We start from the raw sequence: 16,535 nt of genomic DNA, 5'->3' as shown, positions 1-16,535 counted from the left end.
TCGAGCTCTGGCCTGATCCCCGGAAACTCTAGCCCCGGGTGGCCCAAGGGATGATGTGGGAGCACCAAGCCAGCGAAATCTGCTCATCATCGCGTGACCAGCATGGGGAGGTCAGCCACACCATTGTAGCGAGTTACCAGCTTGAGCCTAGTCATGCTGCCAAGGAACTTTTGATGAGAGATCGCGCGCCGAGGATCACCTATATCAGTGGGCCAGCCAATGTAAGGCGGGCCTACAATGAGTGGATGAGCAATCAAGCAAAGGACTTCTTTGGCACTGACTACATGAAGCAGTTCTTCGATCTTGCAGAGAGCCTTGGCGCGGAGAGCCACGTCGTCAGTTGGCTGGCTGGCGAGCATTTTGTGGAACGGGTCGGCCGTTTTACCTTTGAGAATCGCCCGATGCAGAACCGTCATGGTCTTGCCTATCATCTCGGAATGATCGTCTGGTTCCTGAAGGTTCTGGTCAGCGTAGTGCGGTTCAGGCCAGACGTCGTCGTGCTGACCGGCAACCAGAACATGTGGTGGATGCTTGCACCGGCCCGGTGGCTAGGGGCCAAGTTTATCGTATCGTACCACTGCGTGCTCTATGCCAAGTTCCGACCGATCCGCAGGACCGAGAAGATACTCATTGCCCTCAATGAGTGGCTGGTGCTCAGGTACGCGGCAGCCATAGTGATGACTTCCCACGATATTCGTGTCCAAGTCGAGGCTCTACTTGGCGACCGAGCAGCTAGCGTCCCCATGCTCGATCACCTGCCGACATACCAGCCTGCGCAGTTCGCCGGAATTGCCCTGCCCCACCGGACAATGCGGTGGCCCTTCCACATCCTGTTTGTGGGCAGGGTCGAGGAAAACAAAGGGGTCTTCGATATGATTGAAGTCTCCCGCCGGCTGGCTACCGCGCGGCCAGGCCACTACAAATGGGACCTATGCGGCAGTGGGGGCAAGCTGGACGCCGTACGATCCCGCGTAGGCGACCTTGGCCTTGCCGACGCCGTTACTGTGCATGGCCATTGCGGCCCCGACAAGCTGCGCGAGTTACTCGGCTCTGCCCACGTTTGCGTTGTTCCTACCCGGAGCAGTTTTGAAGCGGGGTTCGAGATGACTTGCGCCGAAGCAATCCTCGCTGGCCGACCGCTGGTCACCTCAGCCGTCTGCCCCGCGCTCCATTACCTGCGCCCAGCCACGATCGAGGTACCGCCTGATGACATTGACGCCTACGAGGAGGCATTAATCCGCCTCAGCGAGGACGATCAACTCTACCGCAGACTGCAGGGTGCTACCGGGCCCCTCAAAGACCAATTCTTTGACGACCGTAACAGCTGGTATGTCGCCATGCTGGCAGCGATCCGGCAACACGGTATCAGCTAGCGTCGCACAAGCCGCAAGGGTTGGCGGTTCACACTGGCCCAGCTATCAATCCCTTGCGGCGGTTACTTGTTCGCTAAAGCAGCCCCAACGCCAGCGTGCTCAGCCCCAGTCCTGTCGCCATGGCGAGGCGCAGCCGCAGCCAGGCGGGCGGCAGGGTGAGCGAGCTGGCCAGCCAGCGGTCGACCAGCGGGCTGGCGAGCAGGACTGCGGCCAGCACGAGCAGCGCGGGGCCGGGCCAGCGCCAGCCGAAGCACCAGGGTAGCAGGGCGCCCCAGCCGATCAGGCTGGGCGCCACGGCCAGCGCATAGAAATCCGGGCTGGTCCGGCCCGAGAGCAGGCCGGCCATCCACCACATCCCGCCCAGGAACGACAGGATCACCGCGGCATAAAAGCAGCCCGCGGCAAGCGCGAACCAGCGGTCTTCCGGGGCGTTGAGCACGATGGCGACGCAGGCGGCCTGGGGCAGGATGCCGGCGAGGCCAAGCGCGACGACGGGACGGGGCAGCGATGCGACGGTCATCATGCGCGGGTGCCGCCAGAGCCCGGCGCCGGCAACATCGCCTTTGGGCCAGTCTGTGGGCGCAGGGTGGCGAACAGGGCGATCAGGCCCGAAATGGCAGGTCGCCAGCGACAGCGATCCGGGCGAAGAGCAGGCATGGTCATGACACCGCCCCGTTCCCTTGCCCGGCAGACCCCCGCGCCGCGCGTGACCGTGTGGTATGACGGCGCCTGCCCGCTGTGCCTGCGCGAGGTTGGCCTGATGCGGCGGCTCGACCGGCGCGGCGCAATCCGTTTCGTCGATCTCACCGACCAGGCCAGCACCTGCCCCCTGGACCGGCGGACGATGCTGGCGCGCTTCCATGCCGAGGCCGACGGCCGGATCCTGTCGGGGGCCGCAGCCTTCGCGGCGATGTGGCGGGCCATTCCGGTGCTGCGCCCGCTGGGCGAGGTGGCGCGGCTGCCCGGGGCGCTGTGGGTGCTCGAGCGCCTCTATCTGAGATTCCTGCGGGTTCGGCCCGTACTGCAAGGATGGTTGCGATGACGGGTGAACGATACCGGAAAGTGCCGAGCAGCCGGCTGTCGCGGCTCGCCGGGTTCGGACAGCTCGCCGGCGGCATCGTCGGCGGGATGGTGGCAGAGGGCGCGCGGCGGCTCGCCAGCGGGGATCGCCCGCGGCTCAACGACCTGCTGCTCACCCCGGGCAATGCGGTGCGTACCGCCGAACAGCTGTCACGCCTGCGCGGTGCGGCGATGAAGCTCGGGCAGATGATCTCGCTCGATGCCGGCGACGTGCTCCCGGCCGAGCTCACCGCGATCCTCGCGCGGTTGCGCGAGGCGGCGCACTTCATGCCCCCGGCCCAGCTCAACAAGGTGCTGACCGGCGAATGGGGCCCGACCTGGCGCAGCCGTTTCGCGCGGTTCGATCCGACCCCGATTGCCGCTGCCTCGATCGGCCAGGTCCACCGCGCCACCCTGCCCGACGGACGGATCGTCGCGGTCAAGGTCCAGTATCCCGGGATCGCCGCCAGCATCGACGCCGATGTCGACAACGTCGCCACGCTGCTGCGCCTCTCGGGGCTGCTGCCGGCCGGCCTCGACGTGGCCCCGCTGCTGGCCGAGGCCAAGCGGCAGCTGCACGAGGAGGCGGACTATGCCCGCGAAGCCGAACAGATGCGCCGCTATGCGACGCTGCTGGCGGGCGATCCGCGTTTCGTGGTCCCCGCCCCGGTGGCCGAACTGAGCAGCGGCAGGGTGCTGGTGATGGACTTCGTCCCCGGCCAGCCGATCGAAAGCCTCGCCACAGCCGACGAAACCGCGCGCAATGCCGCGGCAGCGGCGCTGGTCGAACTGGTCCTGCACGAGGTGCTGTGGTTCGGCCTGATGCAGACCGACCCCAACTTCGCGAACTACCGCTGGCAGCCCGAGACCGGCCGCATCGTGCTGCTCGATTTCGGCGCCGCGCGGCCGGTCCCCGCCGCCACCTCGGCTGCCTATCGCGGACTGCTCGAGGCCGGGCTGGCCGAAGACCGGGCCGCGCTGAAGGCCACGCTGCTCTCGGCCGGCTTCGTGGCCCCGCAGACGCTGGAACGCCACGGTGCGGGACTTGACGGAATGATCGCGGTGATGATCGGGCATCTCGGCAAGCCCGACCCGTTCGACTTCGCCGACCGCTCGTTCGTCGAGCGGCTGCGCCAGCACGTTGCGCCGATGATGGCCGACCGCGCGGCGTGGCACATTCCGCCGGCCGACACCCTGTTCGTCCAGCGCAAGGTCAGCGGCACGGCGCTGCTCGCGGTGCGGCTGCGCGCGCGCTTCGCCCTGCGGGCGATGGTCGGGTCGCTGCTGGCGGGACCAACGCTGCCCCCGGTGGCGCTAGCCGCGGCGCCCGAGGCGGACAGGGTCGATCCCCTGCCAGCCTGATCGCCGGCCTGATCCCCGGCTGGAACGGGCAAACCTTGCCGCGTCGGTAAGGCTTACACTTTACGGAACGTTCACCATCGCAACCCGCGCGATTGCGTCGGTGGCACGGAGGTTGCTACGCGGCCCTCACCCCGCCAGCCAGCGCGGGGCAACAAGGAACCGGGCACGGATGCTGGGCAAGATCGGTCGACTGTTCGTGATCAAGACGCGGATCGAGGCGTACATGATCATCTACGCCCTGGCCCTCGGCGCCACGGCCCGCGGCGCGCACTATCTCGAACAGTACCCCGGCATCGGCGGCAAGCTGCTGTTCCTCGCCACGACCGGCGCGGTGTTCATGGCCGGAGCCAAGATCCTCGATTGCCTGAAGTACGAGAAGGCCGGGGCGAACCCGTCCGCCGCAGGGAAGACGGCTGACGGCGCTCCGGAACGGTAGGGGGTTTCTGTTGCCCGGCACCCCCCAAGCCGCTGGAATCCGTTCTGTTGCCCGGTCGGCCCGACCGCGTTCTAACCTTGTAACTTCAGGGCGTTAGCCCCTAGAATTACGCAGCGAGAGCAAGTGCTTCGTTATCGTTGGCACTTATGGGTTTTGAGCCTTTTACGGGTTACTCAGCCCGGATGAAAACAGCGCCTTTGAACACACGTCGATCCTAGTTCGGCCCCGTCAACGTCCCCGCCGGAGCGGAGATGATGGTGGAGCCGCCGGGTACCGCCCCCGGGTCCGCTGCGCCTATTCCACGCCGCAGTTTATCATCATAGCCGGGCGAACCCGGCAGGAGGGATATAGGATCTCGATCCGCAAATGAAAAGGGCGGGACTCGCGCCCCGCCCTGATCCTGGTGCTGGCCCCGGCTCAGCCCTTCTTCAGGGCGTCGCGGATCTCGGTCAGCAGGTCGACCTCGCTCGGCCCGGCGGGCGCGGCGGGCTCTGCCGGCTTGACCAGCACCTTGTTGGCCTGGCGCACGATCAGGAAGATCACGAAGGCCATGATCACGAAGTTGATGATCGCGGTGATGAACGATCCGTAGCCGAGCATGGCCACCCCGGCCTTCTTCAGCGCGGCATAGTCGCCCAGCGATCCGGTGTAGTCGGCCGGCACGGTGCCCAGCACAATGAAGCGGTTGGAGAAGTCGATCCCGCCTGTGACCCAGCCGATCACCGGCATCAGCACGTCGTCGGTCAGCGAGCTGACGATCTTGCCGAATGCCGCGCCGATGATCACACCGACCGCCAGATCCAGCACATTGCCGCGCGAGATGAATGCCTTGAATTCCCCCAGCATACCCGTGTCACTCCCTTACCGGTTGAGCCTGCCTTCTTAGCCGCGTCGGGGGTGTTCGCAATCAGGCTTCTGGCAGGTTTACAATCCGAGCCGACCGGCCCAGCTTGAACCGGCGGCGCACCGTATTATCTATGCGCTACACCGGTCGTGCGCGCGGTCCCGCGGCGCGCCGGCATGAGGAGGACTCTGATCGATGTTCGCTGCCACCCGTCGTCACGCCATCGTTGCCGCCGCCGCCTTCTCGCTGGCCGGCTGCGGGGTGAACAGCATTCCCACCGAGGAAGAAAACGCCAAGGCCAAGTGGGCCGATGTCCAGGCCGCGTTTCAGGAGCGCGCCAACCTGATCCCCAACCTGGCCGCCGTGGCCAAGGGTGCGGCCGAGCAGGAGAAGGGCATCCTGGTCGGCGTGACCGAAGCGCGGGCCAAGGCGAGTGCGATCCAGCTCAAGGCCGAAGACCTCAATGATCCGGCCAAGATGAAGGCCTTCCAGGACGCCCAGAACCAGCTGTCGGGCGCGCTCGGCGGGTTTGGCCGCCTGCTAGCCAACAGCGAGGCCTATCCCGAACTCCAGAGCATCACCAATTACCAGATGCTGCAGAGCCAGCTGGAAGGGCAGGAGAACCGCATCCGCGTGGCGATCCGCGACTACAACGGCGCGGTTCAGCAGTACAACACGACGATCCGCACCTTCCCGGCGGTGATCGGCGCCAAGGTGATCTACGGCGCCAAGCCGATGGTGCCCTACCAGGCGGTGACCCCGGGGGCCGAGACCGCGCCCAGCCTCGAAGGCAAGCTCTGACGCCGGAGACCGGGACATGCCCGGCCTGATCGGGCGCCAGCCCTCCTTCGCAGGCCCTCGCCCGGGCTGGCCGGCGCTGCTGGCCATGGCCCTGGGCGGGCTGCTCGCCCTGCTGCTGCTGGCGGGGCCGGCGCGCGCCGCGCCGACCTTCCCCGCGCTCACCGGCCGGGTGGTCGACGAGGCCGGGATAATCCCGCCCGACGAGACCGCCCGGCTCGAACAAAAGCTGGCCGCGCTCGAACAGACCACCGGGCGCCAGCTGGTCGTCGCCACGCTGGCCGACCTGCAGGGCTATGACATCGCCGACTACGGCTACCAGCTCGGCCGGCACTGGGGCATCGGCGAGAAAGACAAGAACACCGGCGCGATCCTGATCGTCGCGCCAAACCAGCGCAAGGTGCGGATCGAGGTCGGCTACGGGCTCGAGGGGACCATCACCGATGGCCTCTCGGCGCTGATCATCCAGCAGCAGATCCTGCCCCGCTTCAAGGCCGGCGACATGCCGGGCGGGATCGAGGCCGGCGCCGATGCCCTGATCCAGCAGCTTGGCCTGTCGCCCGAGGACGCGGCCCGCCAGGCGCAAGCGGCCGACCGGCAGGCGGCCCAGCGCCGTCAGGGGTCCGGCGTCGATCCGGGGGCCGTGTTCTTCGTGCTGATCGTTATCGTGTTCTTCGTCCTGCCGGCGCTGCGCCGCGCCTTCGGCGGCCGGCGCTACCGCTCGGACAGCGGACTGGGCCCGCTGATCCTGTTCGAGGTGCTCGATCACATGAGCCGCGGCGGCGGCCGTGGCGGCGGAGACGACTGGGGTGGCGGCGGCTTCGGCGGCGGCGGGGGATTTTCCGGCGGCGGCGGCAGCTTCGGCGGCGGCGGCGCATCGGGGAGCTGGTAGAATGGCCGAAACGCTCAGCATGACCCCTGCCGATCGCGCCCGCGTAGCCGCGGCGGTGACCGCGGCCGAGGCGAACACCTCGGGCGAGATCGTGACCATCCTGGCCGCGGGCTCGGACGATTACCGCGACGTGGCGCTGGCCTGGGCCGCGCTGGCGGGTCTGCTCGCCCTCGTCGCCATGGCGCTCCTGCCCGATGTCTATCTCGGACTTTATGATCGGATCACCGGCGCCTGGGCCCAGGACTGGGCCCCCGGCCGCCTGTTCGGCGTGGCCGCGCTGGTCGCCGCGCTGAAGTTCGCGGGAACCTGGTTGCTGCTGCTGTGGCGGCCGCTGCGCCTGGCGCTGACACCGGGCCCGGTGCGCCAGCGCCGCGTCCATGCCCGCGCCCTCGCCGCCTTCCGCATCGGCGCCGAACGCCGCACCACCGGGCGCACCGGCATCCTGATCTATCTCAGCCTGGCCGAACACCGCGCCGAGATCATCGCCGACGAATCCATTGCCGAGCAGGTGCCCGCCGATGTCTGGGGTCAGGCGCTCTCGGCCATGCTGGTCGAGATCAGGGCGGGACGCATGGCCGATGGCCTGATCGCCGCGGTCGAACAGGTCGGGCAGGTCCTCGCCGCGCACTTCCCCAGGGCCGCGGACGACCGCAATGAATTGCCCGACCGACTGATCGAGGTGTGATGACGCAAGCGACGAACCAGCCGGCCGAGGCGCTGGCCGAAGAACTGGCCGAAGAACTGGCCGAAGAACTGGCCGAAGAACTGGCCGAAGAACGGATTGTCTGGGAGGGGCGGTACATCACCGCCAAGGTCCGCGGCCAATGGGAGTATGTGGGCCGGGCCCGTGGCATTCGCGCGGCCGTGATCCTGGCGTTGACCCCGGCGCGCGAGGTGATCCTGGTCGAACAGTTCCGCGTCCCGCTCGGGCGTGCCTGCATCGAGCTGCCGGCGGGACTGATCGGCGACGATGCCGGTTTCGCCGGCGAGGACGCGGCCACCGCCGCGGCGCGCGAACTGGAGGAGGAAACCGGCTACCGCGCAGGCCGCATGGAAGTGATCGGCGAGTTCTTTTCGTCACCCGGCATGGTCAGCGAGAGCTATACCCTGATCCGCGCTCACGACCTCTTGCGCGTCGGGGACGGCGGCGGGGTCGAGGGCGAGAACATCACGGTCCACCGGGTCGCGCTCGACGCACTGCCCGGCTTCATCGCCGAGCGCCGGGCGCGCGGCGATGCCATCGACGGCAAGATGCTACTGGTGCTAGGCCCGCACCTGCTCTAGGCAAAAACCGCAGAGGGTGGACGAGACGCGTGGCAATCCGACAGCAAAGGGTGACATCCTTCGACGTGGCGGCTCTTGCCGGGGTCAGCCAATCGACCGTGTCGCGCGCGCTCGCGGGGGATCCCGTGGTCAGCGAGCCGACCCGCACCCGCGTGCTCGCCGCGGCGCGTGAGCTCAACTACTACGTCGACGAGAACGCCGCGCGGCTGCGCACCGGCCGCACCGGCACTCTCGCGGTGGTGGTGATCAGCCGCGACGGAGAGGACCACAAGGACGTCAATCCGTTCTACTTCTCGCTGCTCGGCGCGATCTGCGCCGCGGCGTCCAGCCGCGGGCACGAGACGCTGGTCTCGTTCCAGGACGCGGCCGACACGCTGTTCGGCCGCTACGAAGAGCAGCGCAAGGCTGACGGGCTGATCGTGATCGGGACGACCGCCAACCGCACCGCCTGGAACTACTTCCGCGAGCTGGGCGAAGGGGGCGCGCATATTGTCTACTGGGGCTCGCCGTTCGACGAGCAGCTCGACTGGATCCGCGCCGACAACGAAGGCGGTGCCCGGCTCGCGACGGGGCACCTGATCGCCAACGGCTATCGCCGGATCGCCTGCATCACCTCGGACCATTCACCCCAGCGCCAGTTCAAGGAGCGCTACGACGGCTACGTCGCCCGGATGACCGAGGAGGGCCTGCCGACCCGCGCGGTGGAGATCGACGAGACGCTCCCGCGCGAGGAACAGGGCCGCAAGGCCGTGGCCGAGCTGATCGCCTCGGGTGAGGCCTTCGATGCGATCTTCGTGGTCTGCGACCAGATCGCGCTGGGCGTGCTGCTCGAACTGCACGAGCGCGGTCTGGCCGTGCCCGGCCAGGTCGGTGTGGTTGGCTTCGACGGCATCCGCTCGGGCGGCTACGCGATCCCGCCGCTGACCTCGGTCGAGCCCGACTTCCAGTCGGCCGGGACCATGCTGGTCGACAAGTTGCTGATGCAGATCGCCGGACAGCCGAATGCCGAGCGTCGCGTGAGGGTCCGGCTGGTCCCGCGGGCGAGCTCCAAGGGCCCCGGCCAGCTGCCCTGAGCCCGTCATGATCGCACCTGACCGCCCGCGCCGCAGCGCCCTCTATCTGCCGGCCTCCAACGCCAAGGCCCTCGCCAAGGCCCGCAGCCTGCCCGCCGACGTGGTGATCCTTGATCTCGAGGACGCCGTCGCACCGGAGATGAAAGCCGAGGCCCGCGCCGCGGCGGTCGCCGCCGCACGGGAAGGCGGCTTCGGCCCGCGCGAACTGGCGATCCGCGCCAACGCGCTCGACACGCCGTGGGGCGCGGACGACCTTGCCGCGATCGCCACCAGCGGGGCCGATGCCGTGCTGGTTCCAAAGGTCTCGACCCCGGCCGATATCCTCGCCTGCGAAGCGGCACTGGCCGCGGCGCCGCCCGGGCTCCAGCTCTGGGCAATGATCGAGACCTGCACGGCGGTGGGTCAGCTGTTCGATCTGGCGGCGCTGGCCGGATCGACCCGGCTATCGCTGTGGGTGATGGGCACCAACGATCTCGCCAAGGAGATGCGCGCACAGCTGACGCCCGATCGCGCCGCTTTCCTGCCGATCCTGACCCAGGCGGTCTGTGCCGGGCGCGCGCACGGTCTCGCCCTGCTGGACGGGGTGTGCAACGAGTTCCGCGATCTGGCGCTGTTCCGGGCCGAGGCCGAACAGGGCCTGCTGCTGGGCTTCGAGGGCAAGACGGTGATCCACCCGGCCCAGATCGAGCCGTGCAACGCGGTCTACTCCCCGGCCCCGGCGGAGCTCGATCGCGCCCGCGCGATCATCGCTGCCTTCGCCCACCCGGACAACGCCACCAAGGGTGCGATCCAGGTCGACGGCAAGATGGTCGAGCGGCTCCATCTCGAGCAGGCCCAGCGGCTGGTCGCCGTGGCCCGGCAGATCGCGGCGCTGGGGTAAGCCAGGCAACCGGGGCTCTTGGCAGGATCGACACCGACTTGGTTGGCCAAGCCCGGCAATCTTCCGATAACCGCACTCTTCCACTCAGGCTCAGCCTGGGCGGGCGTGGACTGGTGGGCCGGATTATCGGCGGTTTGCTCAGACCCGGCGCCACTCGAAGCCATGAGGCGCCAGCCCTGTCGCGGTCGCCCCGCTCGCCAGCAACACCTCCCCGGCCGGGGCCATGCTCGCGACCGGCCTGTCCGACAGGTTGAAGCGGCAGACCACGCGTTCGCCCGCGCCATGCCGCTCGAAGCACAGCAGCGCCTCGTCCGCGGTTACCAGCCTGAACCCGCCGTGGCGCAGCGCGGGGCTCCGCCGCCGCAGCGCCAGCACGTGCCGGGTGTGGTGCAGCAGCGAGCCGGAATCGTCCTCCTGCAGCGCCACCGCCCGCGCCCGGTTCGCCGCGCTGAGCGGCAGCCACGGGGTGCCAGTGGTGAAGCCACCGCCCGGCGCGTCGGTCCACGGCAGCGGAGTGCGTGCGCCGTCGCGTGACAGGGTCAGCGGCCAGTTGGCGATCGCCTCGGGATCCTGCAGCTGCTCGAACGGGATCGTGTCCTGCAGCAGCCCGAGCTCCTCCCCCTGATAGACGATGATATTGCCGCGCAGCGCGGCCAACAGGGCGATCTTCAGCCGTGCGAAAGCCTCGCGTTCGGCAGGTTCGCACCAGCGCGACAGCGCCCGCGGCGCATCGTGGTTCTCGAACGCCCAACTCGGCCAGCCTTCGGCCAGACCATCGTCTGCGGGGACGCCGTGCCAGGCGGCCATCGCGGCAGCGACCAGCTCGGGGGTGAGCGCCGGGGCATAGAGGAAATCGAAGCCGTAGGCACTCGACAGGCGCTGCCCGCCGGCGGTGTAGGCTTTCATCTCGGGCAGCGGATCGTCGCCGCCGATCTCCGCCACCAGATGCACCGCGCCATAGCCGTCGCAGACCTGGCGCAGCCGCTCGACGAAGGGGATCATCCCCGGCTGCGACTGTGAATAGCGCTTGATCTGGAAATCGAACGGCCGGGTGCGCAGCCGTCCGGTCTCGGGCGCGGGCGGATTGTCGCGCAGCTGGGGATCGTGCATCGCATGGTTGAGGGCATCGAGCCGGAATCCGTCGACCCCGCGGTCAAGCCAGAACCGCGCGGCCCCCAGCAGCGCCTCCTGGACCGCTGGATTGGCGACGTTGAGCTGCGGCTGTTCGCGCAGGAACGTGTGCATGTAGTATTGCCGGCGCCGCGCATCCCAGGTCCAGGCCGGACCGCCGAACACCGATTGCCAGTTGTTCGGCGGGGTGCCGTCGGCCTGCGCGTCGGCCCAGACATACCAGTCGGCCTTGTCGCCTGTGCGGGCCGCGCGGCTTGCCGCGAACCACGGGTGCTGGTCGGAGCTATGGGCATAGACCTGGTCGATGATCACCCGCAGCCCCAGACGGTGTGCCTCGGCCACCAGGGCATCGAAATCGGCCAGGGTGCCGAAGATCGGATCGACATCGCAGTAATCGGCCACGTCGTAGCCGAAATCCTTCATCGGCGAGGTGAAGAACGGCGAGATCCAGATCGCGTCGACCCCGAGACTGGCAACATGGCCGAGTCCTGCGGTGATGCCCGGCAAGTCGCCGATGCCGTCACCATCGGAATCGCGGAAGCTGCGCGGGTAAATCTGGTAGATCGCTGCCCCGCGCCACCATTCGCTGTCGGTCATCTGGTTCTCTCTGCTGTGCCGGGCGGCATCATGGCAGCATGTTGCGCTGCAGCAAACTGAATTGGTATGTGGATCGTCATCAGAATCCTTGTCGAACCGGGTGTGACTGGCCTAGGCATGGTGACGATGAGAAGACCAGCGCCAGTTGGGGCTGTCCGGCACGCCGGGCGGAGAGGACATCGATCCCTTGGCATCCCCCACGCGGGATGCCGCTGCAACGGAGCACGTCGTGACCCTTGATCCTGCCTCCTCCGCCGCCCAGCTCGACGCGCTGATCCTCGACGTGCTGCGCCACCGCGTCGGCAAGGATGAACTGGCCGCCAAGCCGCACGACTGGTTCAACGCCACGGTGCTGGCCCTGCGCGACCGGATCATCGACCGCTGGATCGCCACCACCCGCCGGACATACGAAACCAAGGGCAAGCGGGTTTACTACCTCAGCCTCGAATTCCTGATCGGCCGCCTGCTGCGCGACGCGCTGGCCAACATGGGCCTCACGCGCGACATGGAGAAGGCGCTGCGCGAGCACGGGCTGGACCTGACCGTGCTGGAGGATCTCGAACCCGATGCCGCACTTGGCAACGGCGGTCTCGGCCGGCTGGCAGCCTGCTTCATGGAGAGCCTCGCCACGCTCGACATCCCCGCCTACGGCTATGGCATCCGTTACGTGAACGGCATGTTCCGCCAGCGCATCGTCGATGGCTGGCAGGTCGAGCGGCCCGAAACCTGGCTGGCCCACGGCAATCCCTGGGAGTTCGACCGCCGCGAAAGCGCCTACCGCGTGGGCTTCGGCGGCGAGGTGGTCGAAACCGCCGAAGGGGTCGAATGGAAGCCGGCCGAGCAGATCGAGGCCAGTGCCGTCGATACCCCGGTGGTCGGCTGGCGCGGGGCGCGGGTCAACACGCTGCGGCTGTGGACCGCCACCGCGCTCGAGCCGATCAAGCTCGATGCCTTCAACGCCGGCGACCACTTCGGCGCGCTGGCCGACGAGGTGCGCGCCGATGCCCTGGTGCGGGTGCTCTATCCCGCCGATTCCAGCCCGGCCGGACAGGAGCTGCGGCTGCGGCAGGAGTACTTCTTCTCGTCGGCCTCGATCCAGGACATCGTCCGACGCCATGTGCAATTCCACGGCGACGTGCGCACCCTGCCCGACCAGGCGGCGATCCAGCTCAACGACACCCACCCCTCGGTGGCTGTGGCCGAGCTGATGCGGCTGCTGGTCGACCAGCACGGGCTGGAGTTCGGCGAAGCCTGGGACGTGACCCGCCGCACCATCGCCTATACCAACCATACCCTGCTGCCCGAGGCGCTCGAATCCTGGCCGCTGCCGCTGTTCGAGCGGATGCTGCCGCGGCACATGCAGATCATCTATGCGATCAACAGCCGCGTTCTGCGCGAGGCGCGCAAGGCGGGGATGAGCGACCAGCAGATCGCCGCCATCAGCCTGATCGACGAGAACGGCGAGCGGCGGGTGCGGATGGCCAACCTGGCCTTCGTCGGCGCCCATTCGGTCAACGGGGTGGCGGCGCTCCACACCGAGCTGATGAAGTCGACGGTGTTCGCCGACCTCCATGCGCTCTACCCCGCGCGGATCAACAACAAGACCAATGGCGTCACTCCGCGGCGCTGGCTGCAGCAGTGCAACCCCGGTCTCACCGGAGTGATCCGCGACGCGATCGGTCCCGCCTTTCTCGACGATGCCGAGCAGCTGACCGCACTCAATGCGCTGGCCGGCGACGCCGCGCTGGGCGAGCGCATTGCCGAGGTCAAGCGGGCCAACAAGGTGGCCCTTGCCCGTCATCTCAAGGATCTCACCGGGGTGCGGCTCGATCCGGACGCGCTGTTCGACGTGCAGATCAAGCGCATCCACGAATACAAGCGCCAGTTGCTCAACCTGGTCGAGACCGTGGCGCTCTATGACCAGATCCGCAGCCACCCCGAGCGTGACTGGGTCCCGCGCGTCAAGATCTTCGGCGGTAAGGCGGCGCCGAGCTATCACAACGCCAAGCTGATCATCAAACTGGCGAACGACATCGCCCGGCGGGTCAACTCCGATCCCTCGGTGGGCGGGCTGCTCAAGGTGGTATTCGTACCCAACTACAACGTCAGCCTGGCCGAGCGGATCATCCCCGCCGCCGACCTGTCCGAGCAGATCTCGACCGCGGGCATGGAGGCCTCGGGTACCGGCAACATGAAGTTCGCGCTCAACGGCGCACTGACCATCGGCACGCTCGACGGGGCGAACGTCGAGATCAAGGACCGGGTCGGCGATGACAACATCTTCATCTTCGGCCTGACCGCCGAGGAGGTCGAGCAGCGCCGCGCCGAGGGCTATCAACCCGCCGACATCATCGCCGGCTCGCGCGAGCTGCAGCAGGCGCTCTCGGCGATCGCTTCGGGCGTGTTCTCGCCCGACGATCCCGACCGCTACCGCGACCTGATCGGCGGAATCCACGACCACGACTGGTTCCTCATCGCCGCCGATTTCGACAGCTATGCCGCCGCCCAGCGCCGGGTCGATGCCTACTGGACCGACCAGGCGGCCTGGCGCCGCAGCGCGATCCACAACATCGCCAACGTCGGCTGGTTCTCGTCCGACCGCACCATCGGCGAGTACGCCAGGGATATCTGGGGCGTGAAGTGAAACCAGGCCAGGCCGCCATCGCTGCGCTGCTCGATGGCGCCCATGCCGATCCGTTCTCGCTGCTGGGTGCGCACGAAGGGCCCAAGGGCACCTTTGCCCGGGCGATCCTCCCCGGAGCCGTCGAGGCCGAAGCCCACAGCCTAGCGGGCGTGTCGCTCGGCACCCTGGCCCAGAGTCACCCCGGCGGCCTGTTCGAAGGGTTCATCACCGGGCCGCGCCAGCCGCTGCGGTATCGCTGCCGCGCCGGCGAGCAGACCTGGTGGGTGACCGATCCCTATTCCTTCGGCCCGGTGCTGGGGCCGATGGACGATTACCTGATTGCCGAGGGTTCGCACCTGCGGCTGTTCGACAAGCTCGGCGCGCACCTGATCACCCATGAGGGCGCGCAGGGGGTCCATTTCGCGGTCTGGGCGCCCAACGCCCAGCTCGTGTCGGTGGTGGGCGACTTCAACGACTGGGATCATCGCCGCCATCCGATGCGGCGGCGCGCCGATACCGGCGTGTGGGAGCTGTTCCTGCCCGATCTGGGCGAATGGCGCGCCTACAAGTACCGCATCGTCGGCCCCGACGGGACCGTCCAGCCGCTCAAGGCCGATCCCTTCGCCTTCGCCGCCGAGCTGCGTCCCAAGACCGCCTCGCTGACGATCAACCCGGGCAAGCCGCGGTGGGGCGACGAGGCGCACCGCGCGCATTGGGCCAGCGTCGATCCGCGCCGCCAGCCCATCGCGATCTACGAGGTCCACGCCGGATCCTGGGACCGCGATGCGGGCGACTGGTTCCTGTCCTGGGACCGCCTCGCCGACGAGCTGATCCCCTATGTGGTCGAACTGGGCTTCACCCACATCGAATTTCTTCCCGTCACCGAGCACCCCTACGATCCGAGCTGGGGCTACCAGACCACCGGCCTGTTCGCTCCGACCGCCCGCCACGGGGATCCCGAGGGCTTTGCCCGCTTCGTCGACGGCGCGCACCGCGCCGGGATCGGCGTCCTGCTCGACTGGGTGCCGGCCCACTTCCCGACCGACGCCCACGGCCTGTCGCGCTTCGACGGCACCGCGCTCTACGAGCACGAGGATCCCCGGCTGGGCTTCCACCCCGACTGGAACACCGCGATCTACAACTTCGGCCGACGCGAGGTGGCGAGCTTCCTCGTCAACAACGCGCTGTTCTGGGCCGAGCGCTATCACATCGACGGGCTGCGCGTGGATGCGGTGGCCTCGATGCTCTATCGCGACTACTCGCGCGCCGCCGGCGAATGGATCCCCAACGCCGAGGGCGGACGCGAGAACTGGGAGGCGGTCGAGTTCCTCCGCGCGATGAACAAGGCGGTCTACGCCAGCACGCCGGGGATCCTGACCATCGCCGAGGAGTCGACCTCGTGGCCGGGCGTCTCGCAGCCGGTGCACGAGGGCGGGCTGGGCTTCGGGTTCAAGTGGAACATGGGCTTCATGCACGATACGCTGAAGTACATGGCGCGCGACCCGATCCACCGGCGCCATCACCACGACGAGATCACCTTCGGGCTGGTCTACGCCTTCAGCGAGAACTTCGTGCTGCCGCTCAGCCATGACGAGGTGGTCCACGGCAAGGGCTCGCTGCTCGGCAAGATGAGCGGCGATGATTGGCAGAAGTTCGCCAACCTGCGCGCCTACTACGGGCTGATGTGGGGCTATCCGGGCAAGAAGCTGCTGTTCATGGGGCAGGAATTCGCCCAGCGCCGCGAATGGAGCGAGGCCCGCGCGCTCGACTGGGACCTGCGCCGTGCCCCGGCCCACGAAGGGGTCCGCACGCTGGTGCGCGATCTCAACCGGCTCTACCGCGACCTGCCTGCGCTCCACGCGCGCGACTGCGAGCCCGACGGTTTCGCCTGGCTGGTGGTGGACGATGCGGCCCAATCGGTCTTCGCCTGGCTGCGCAAGGCCCCGGGCGCGCGCCCGGTGGCGGTGATCAGCAACATGACGCCGGCCGTGCGCGAGACCTACCGCCTGCCGCTGCCGCACGACGGCCGCTGGCGCGAGGTGCTCAACAGCGACGCCGAGATCTACGGCGGAAGCGGAATCGGCAACCTGGGCGCGATCGACGCGGCGGACGGGGTGGCGCTTGTCACCCTGCCGCCCTTGGCCACGCTCATGTTCGAATGGACCGGGCCATAACGGGGAGAA

General features: G+C 68.2%; 15 protein-coding genes and 1 other RNA gene. 12 read left to right on the top strand and 4 right to left on the bottom strand.

The genetic code is table 11. The features are described from left to right. Positions 1-173 precede the first annotated feature (173 nt). Complete coding sequence (locus H7F53_RS03015; RefSeq protein WP_185677998.1) at positions 174-1,373, top strand: glycosyltransferase family 4 protein; 1,200 nt, start codon at positions 174-176, stop codon at positions 1,371-1,373. A 73-nt stretch (positions 1,374-1,446) separates the two neighbouring features. Here the strand turns inward: H7F53_RS03015 and H7F53_RS03010 are convergent, their stop codons facing one another. Next, positions 1,447-1,893 (bottom strand): DUF3429 domain-containing protein, encoded by a 447-nt coding sequence (locus H7F53_RS03010; protein ID WP_185677997.1) that lies wholly within the window; start codon positions 1,891-1,893, stop codon positions 1,447-1,449. A gap of 141 nt (positions 1,894-2,034) precedes the next feature. On the opposite strand from H7F53_RS03010, the gene H7F53_RS03005 reads away from it, so the two are divergent. The 3 genes from H7F53_RS03005 to H7F53_RS02995 all read left to right on the top strand — a co-directional run bounded on the left by H7F53_RS03005 (position 2,035) and on the right by H7F53_RS02995 (position 4,230). Continuing rightward, positions 2,035-2,415, top strand: a complete 381-nt coding sequence (locus tag H7F53_RS03005; RefSeq protein WP_185677996.1) for a thiol-disulfide oxidoreductase DCC family protein — start codon at positions 2,035-2,037, stop codon at positions 2,413-2,415. Beyond that, positions 2,412-3,794, top strand: coding sequence for an ABC1 kinase family protein (locus H7F53_RS03000; protein ID WP_185677995.1), 1,383 nt, complete (start codon positions 2,412-2,414; stop codon positions 3,792-3,794). The genes H7F53_RS03005 and H7F53_RS03000 overlap by 4 nt, the downstream gene beginning before the upstream one ends. A 169-nt stretch (positions 3,795-3,963) precedes the next feature. Then, positions 3,964-4,230, top strand: coding sequence for a hypothetical protein (locus tag H7F53_RS02995; RefSeq protein ID WP_185677994.1), 267 nt, complete (start codon positions 3,964-3,966; stop codon positions 4,228-4,230). A 33-nt stretch (positions 4,231-4,263) separates the two neighbouring features. Here H7F53_RS02995 and ssrA read toward each other — a convergent pair. Together ssrA and mscL are read right to left on the bottom strand one after the other, a co-directional pair. Next, positions 4,264-4,607: a transfer-messenger RNA gene (ssrA, locus tag H7F53_RS02990) on the bottom strand. A gap of 40 nt (positions 4,608-4,647) precedes the next feature. Continuing rightward, complete coding sequence (gene mscL, locus H7F53_RS02985) at positions 4,648-5,076, bottom strand: large conductance mechanosensitive channel protein MscL (RefSeq protein WP_185677993.1); 429 nt, start codon at positions 5,074-5,076, stop codon at positions 4,648-4,650. A 193-nt stretch (positions 5,077-5,269) separates the two neighbouring features. Between mscL and H7F53_RS02980 the strand changes: the two genes are divergently transcribed. The 6 genes from H7F53_RS02980 to H7F53_RS02955 all read left to right on the top strand — a co-directional run bounded on the left by H7F53_RS02980 (position 5,270) and on the right by H7F53_RS02955 (position 10,001). After that, positions 5,270-5,875, top strand: coding sequence for a LemA family protein (locus H7F53_RS02980; protein WP_185677992.1), 606 nt, complete (start codon positions 5,270-5,272; stop codon positions 5,873-5,875). An 85-nt stretch (positions 5,876-5,960) separates the two neighbouring features. Continuing rightward, complete coding sequence (locus H7F53_RS02975) at positions 5,961-6,764, top strand: TPM domain-containing protein (RefSeq protein WP_185678129.1); 804 nt, start codon at positions 5,961-5,963, stop codon at positions 6,762-6,764. Position 6,765: 1 nt separating this feature from the next. Continuing rightward, positions 6,766-7,449: a TPM domain-containing protein gene (locus tag H7F53_RS02970; RefSeq protein ID WP_185677991.1), complete on the top strand. Its 684-nt coding sequence runs from the start codon at positions 6,766-6,768 to the stop codon at positions 7,447-7,449. Next, positions 7,449-8,048, top strand: coding sequence for an NUDIX hydrolase (locus tag H7F53_RS02965; protein WP_185677990.1), 600 nt, complete (start codon positions 7,449-7,451; stop codon positions 8,046-8,048). Before H7F53_RS02970 ends, H7F53_RS02965 begins: the two co-directional genes overlap by 1 nt. A gap of 65 nt (positions 8,049-8,113) precedes the next feature. Next, positions 8,114-9,121 carry a substrate-binding domain-containing protein gene (locus H7F53_RS02960; protein WP_185677989.1) on the top strand — a complete coding sequence of 336 codons (1,008 nt, stop codon included), beginning with the start codon at positions 8,114-8,116 and terminating at the stop codon, positions 9,119-9,121. Between the two features lie 7 nt (positions 9,122-9,128). Beyond that, on the top strand, positions 9,129-10,001 hold the full coding sequence (locus H7F53_RS02955) for an HpcH/HpaI aldolase/citrate lyase family protein (protein ID WP_185677988.1): 873 nt from the start codon (positions 9,129-9,131) through the stop codon (positions 9,999-10,001). 138 nt (positions 10,002-10,139) lie between these two features. Here the strand turns inward: H7F53_RS02955 and H7F53_RS02950 are convergent, their stop codons facing one another. Then, the gene (locus H7F53_RS02950) at positions 10,140-11,729 is read right to left on the bottom strand and encodes an alpha-amylase family glycosyl hydrolase (RefSeq protein ID WP_185677987.1); all 1,590 of its coding nucleotides are present in this window, start codon (positions 11,727-11,729) and stop codon (positions 10,140-10,142) included. A gap of 229 nt (positions 11,730-11,958) precedes the next feature. Here H7F53_RS02950 and H7F53_RS02945 point away from each other — a divergent pair, with 229 nt between their 5' ends. Together H7F53_RS02945 and glgB are read left to right on the top strand one after the other, a co-directional pair. After that, on the top strand, positions 11,959-14,373 hold the full coding sequence (locus tag H7F53_RS02945) for a glycogen/starch/alpha-glucan family phosphorylase (RefSeq protein WP_185677986.1): 2,415 nt from the start codon (positions 11,959-11,961) through the stop codon (positions 14,371-14,373). Continuing rightward, positions 14,370-16,526 carry a 1,4-alpha-glucan branching protein GlgB gene (gene glgB / locus H7F53_RS02940; protein WP_185677985.1) on the top strand — a complete coding sequence of 719 codons (2,157 nt, stop codon included), beginning with the start codon at positions 14,370-14,372 and terminating at the stop codon, positions 16,524-16,526. The genes H7F53_RS02945 and glgB overlap by 4 nt, the downstream gene beginning before the upstream one ends. Positions 16,527-16,535: the final 9 nt, after the last annotated feature.

The sequence above is a fragment of the Novosphingobium piscinae genome (genome assembly GCF_014230355.1).
Taxonomy (GTDB): Bacteria; Pseudomonadota; Alphaproteobacteria; order Sphingomonadales; family Sphingomonadaceae; genus Novosphingobium; species Novosphingobium piscinae.
The sequence above is the reverse complement of the archived record's forward strand: the minus strand, read 5'-3'. Positions and strand labels throughout refer to the sequence as shown.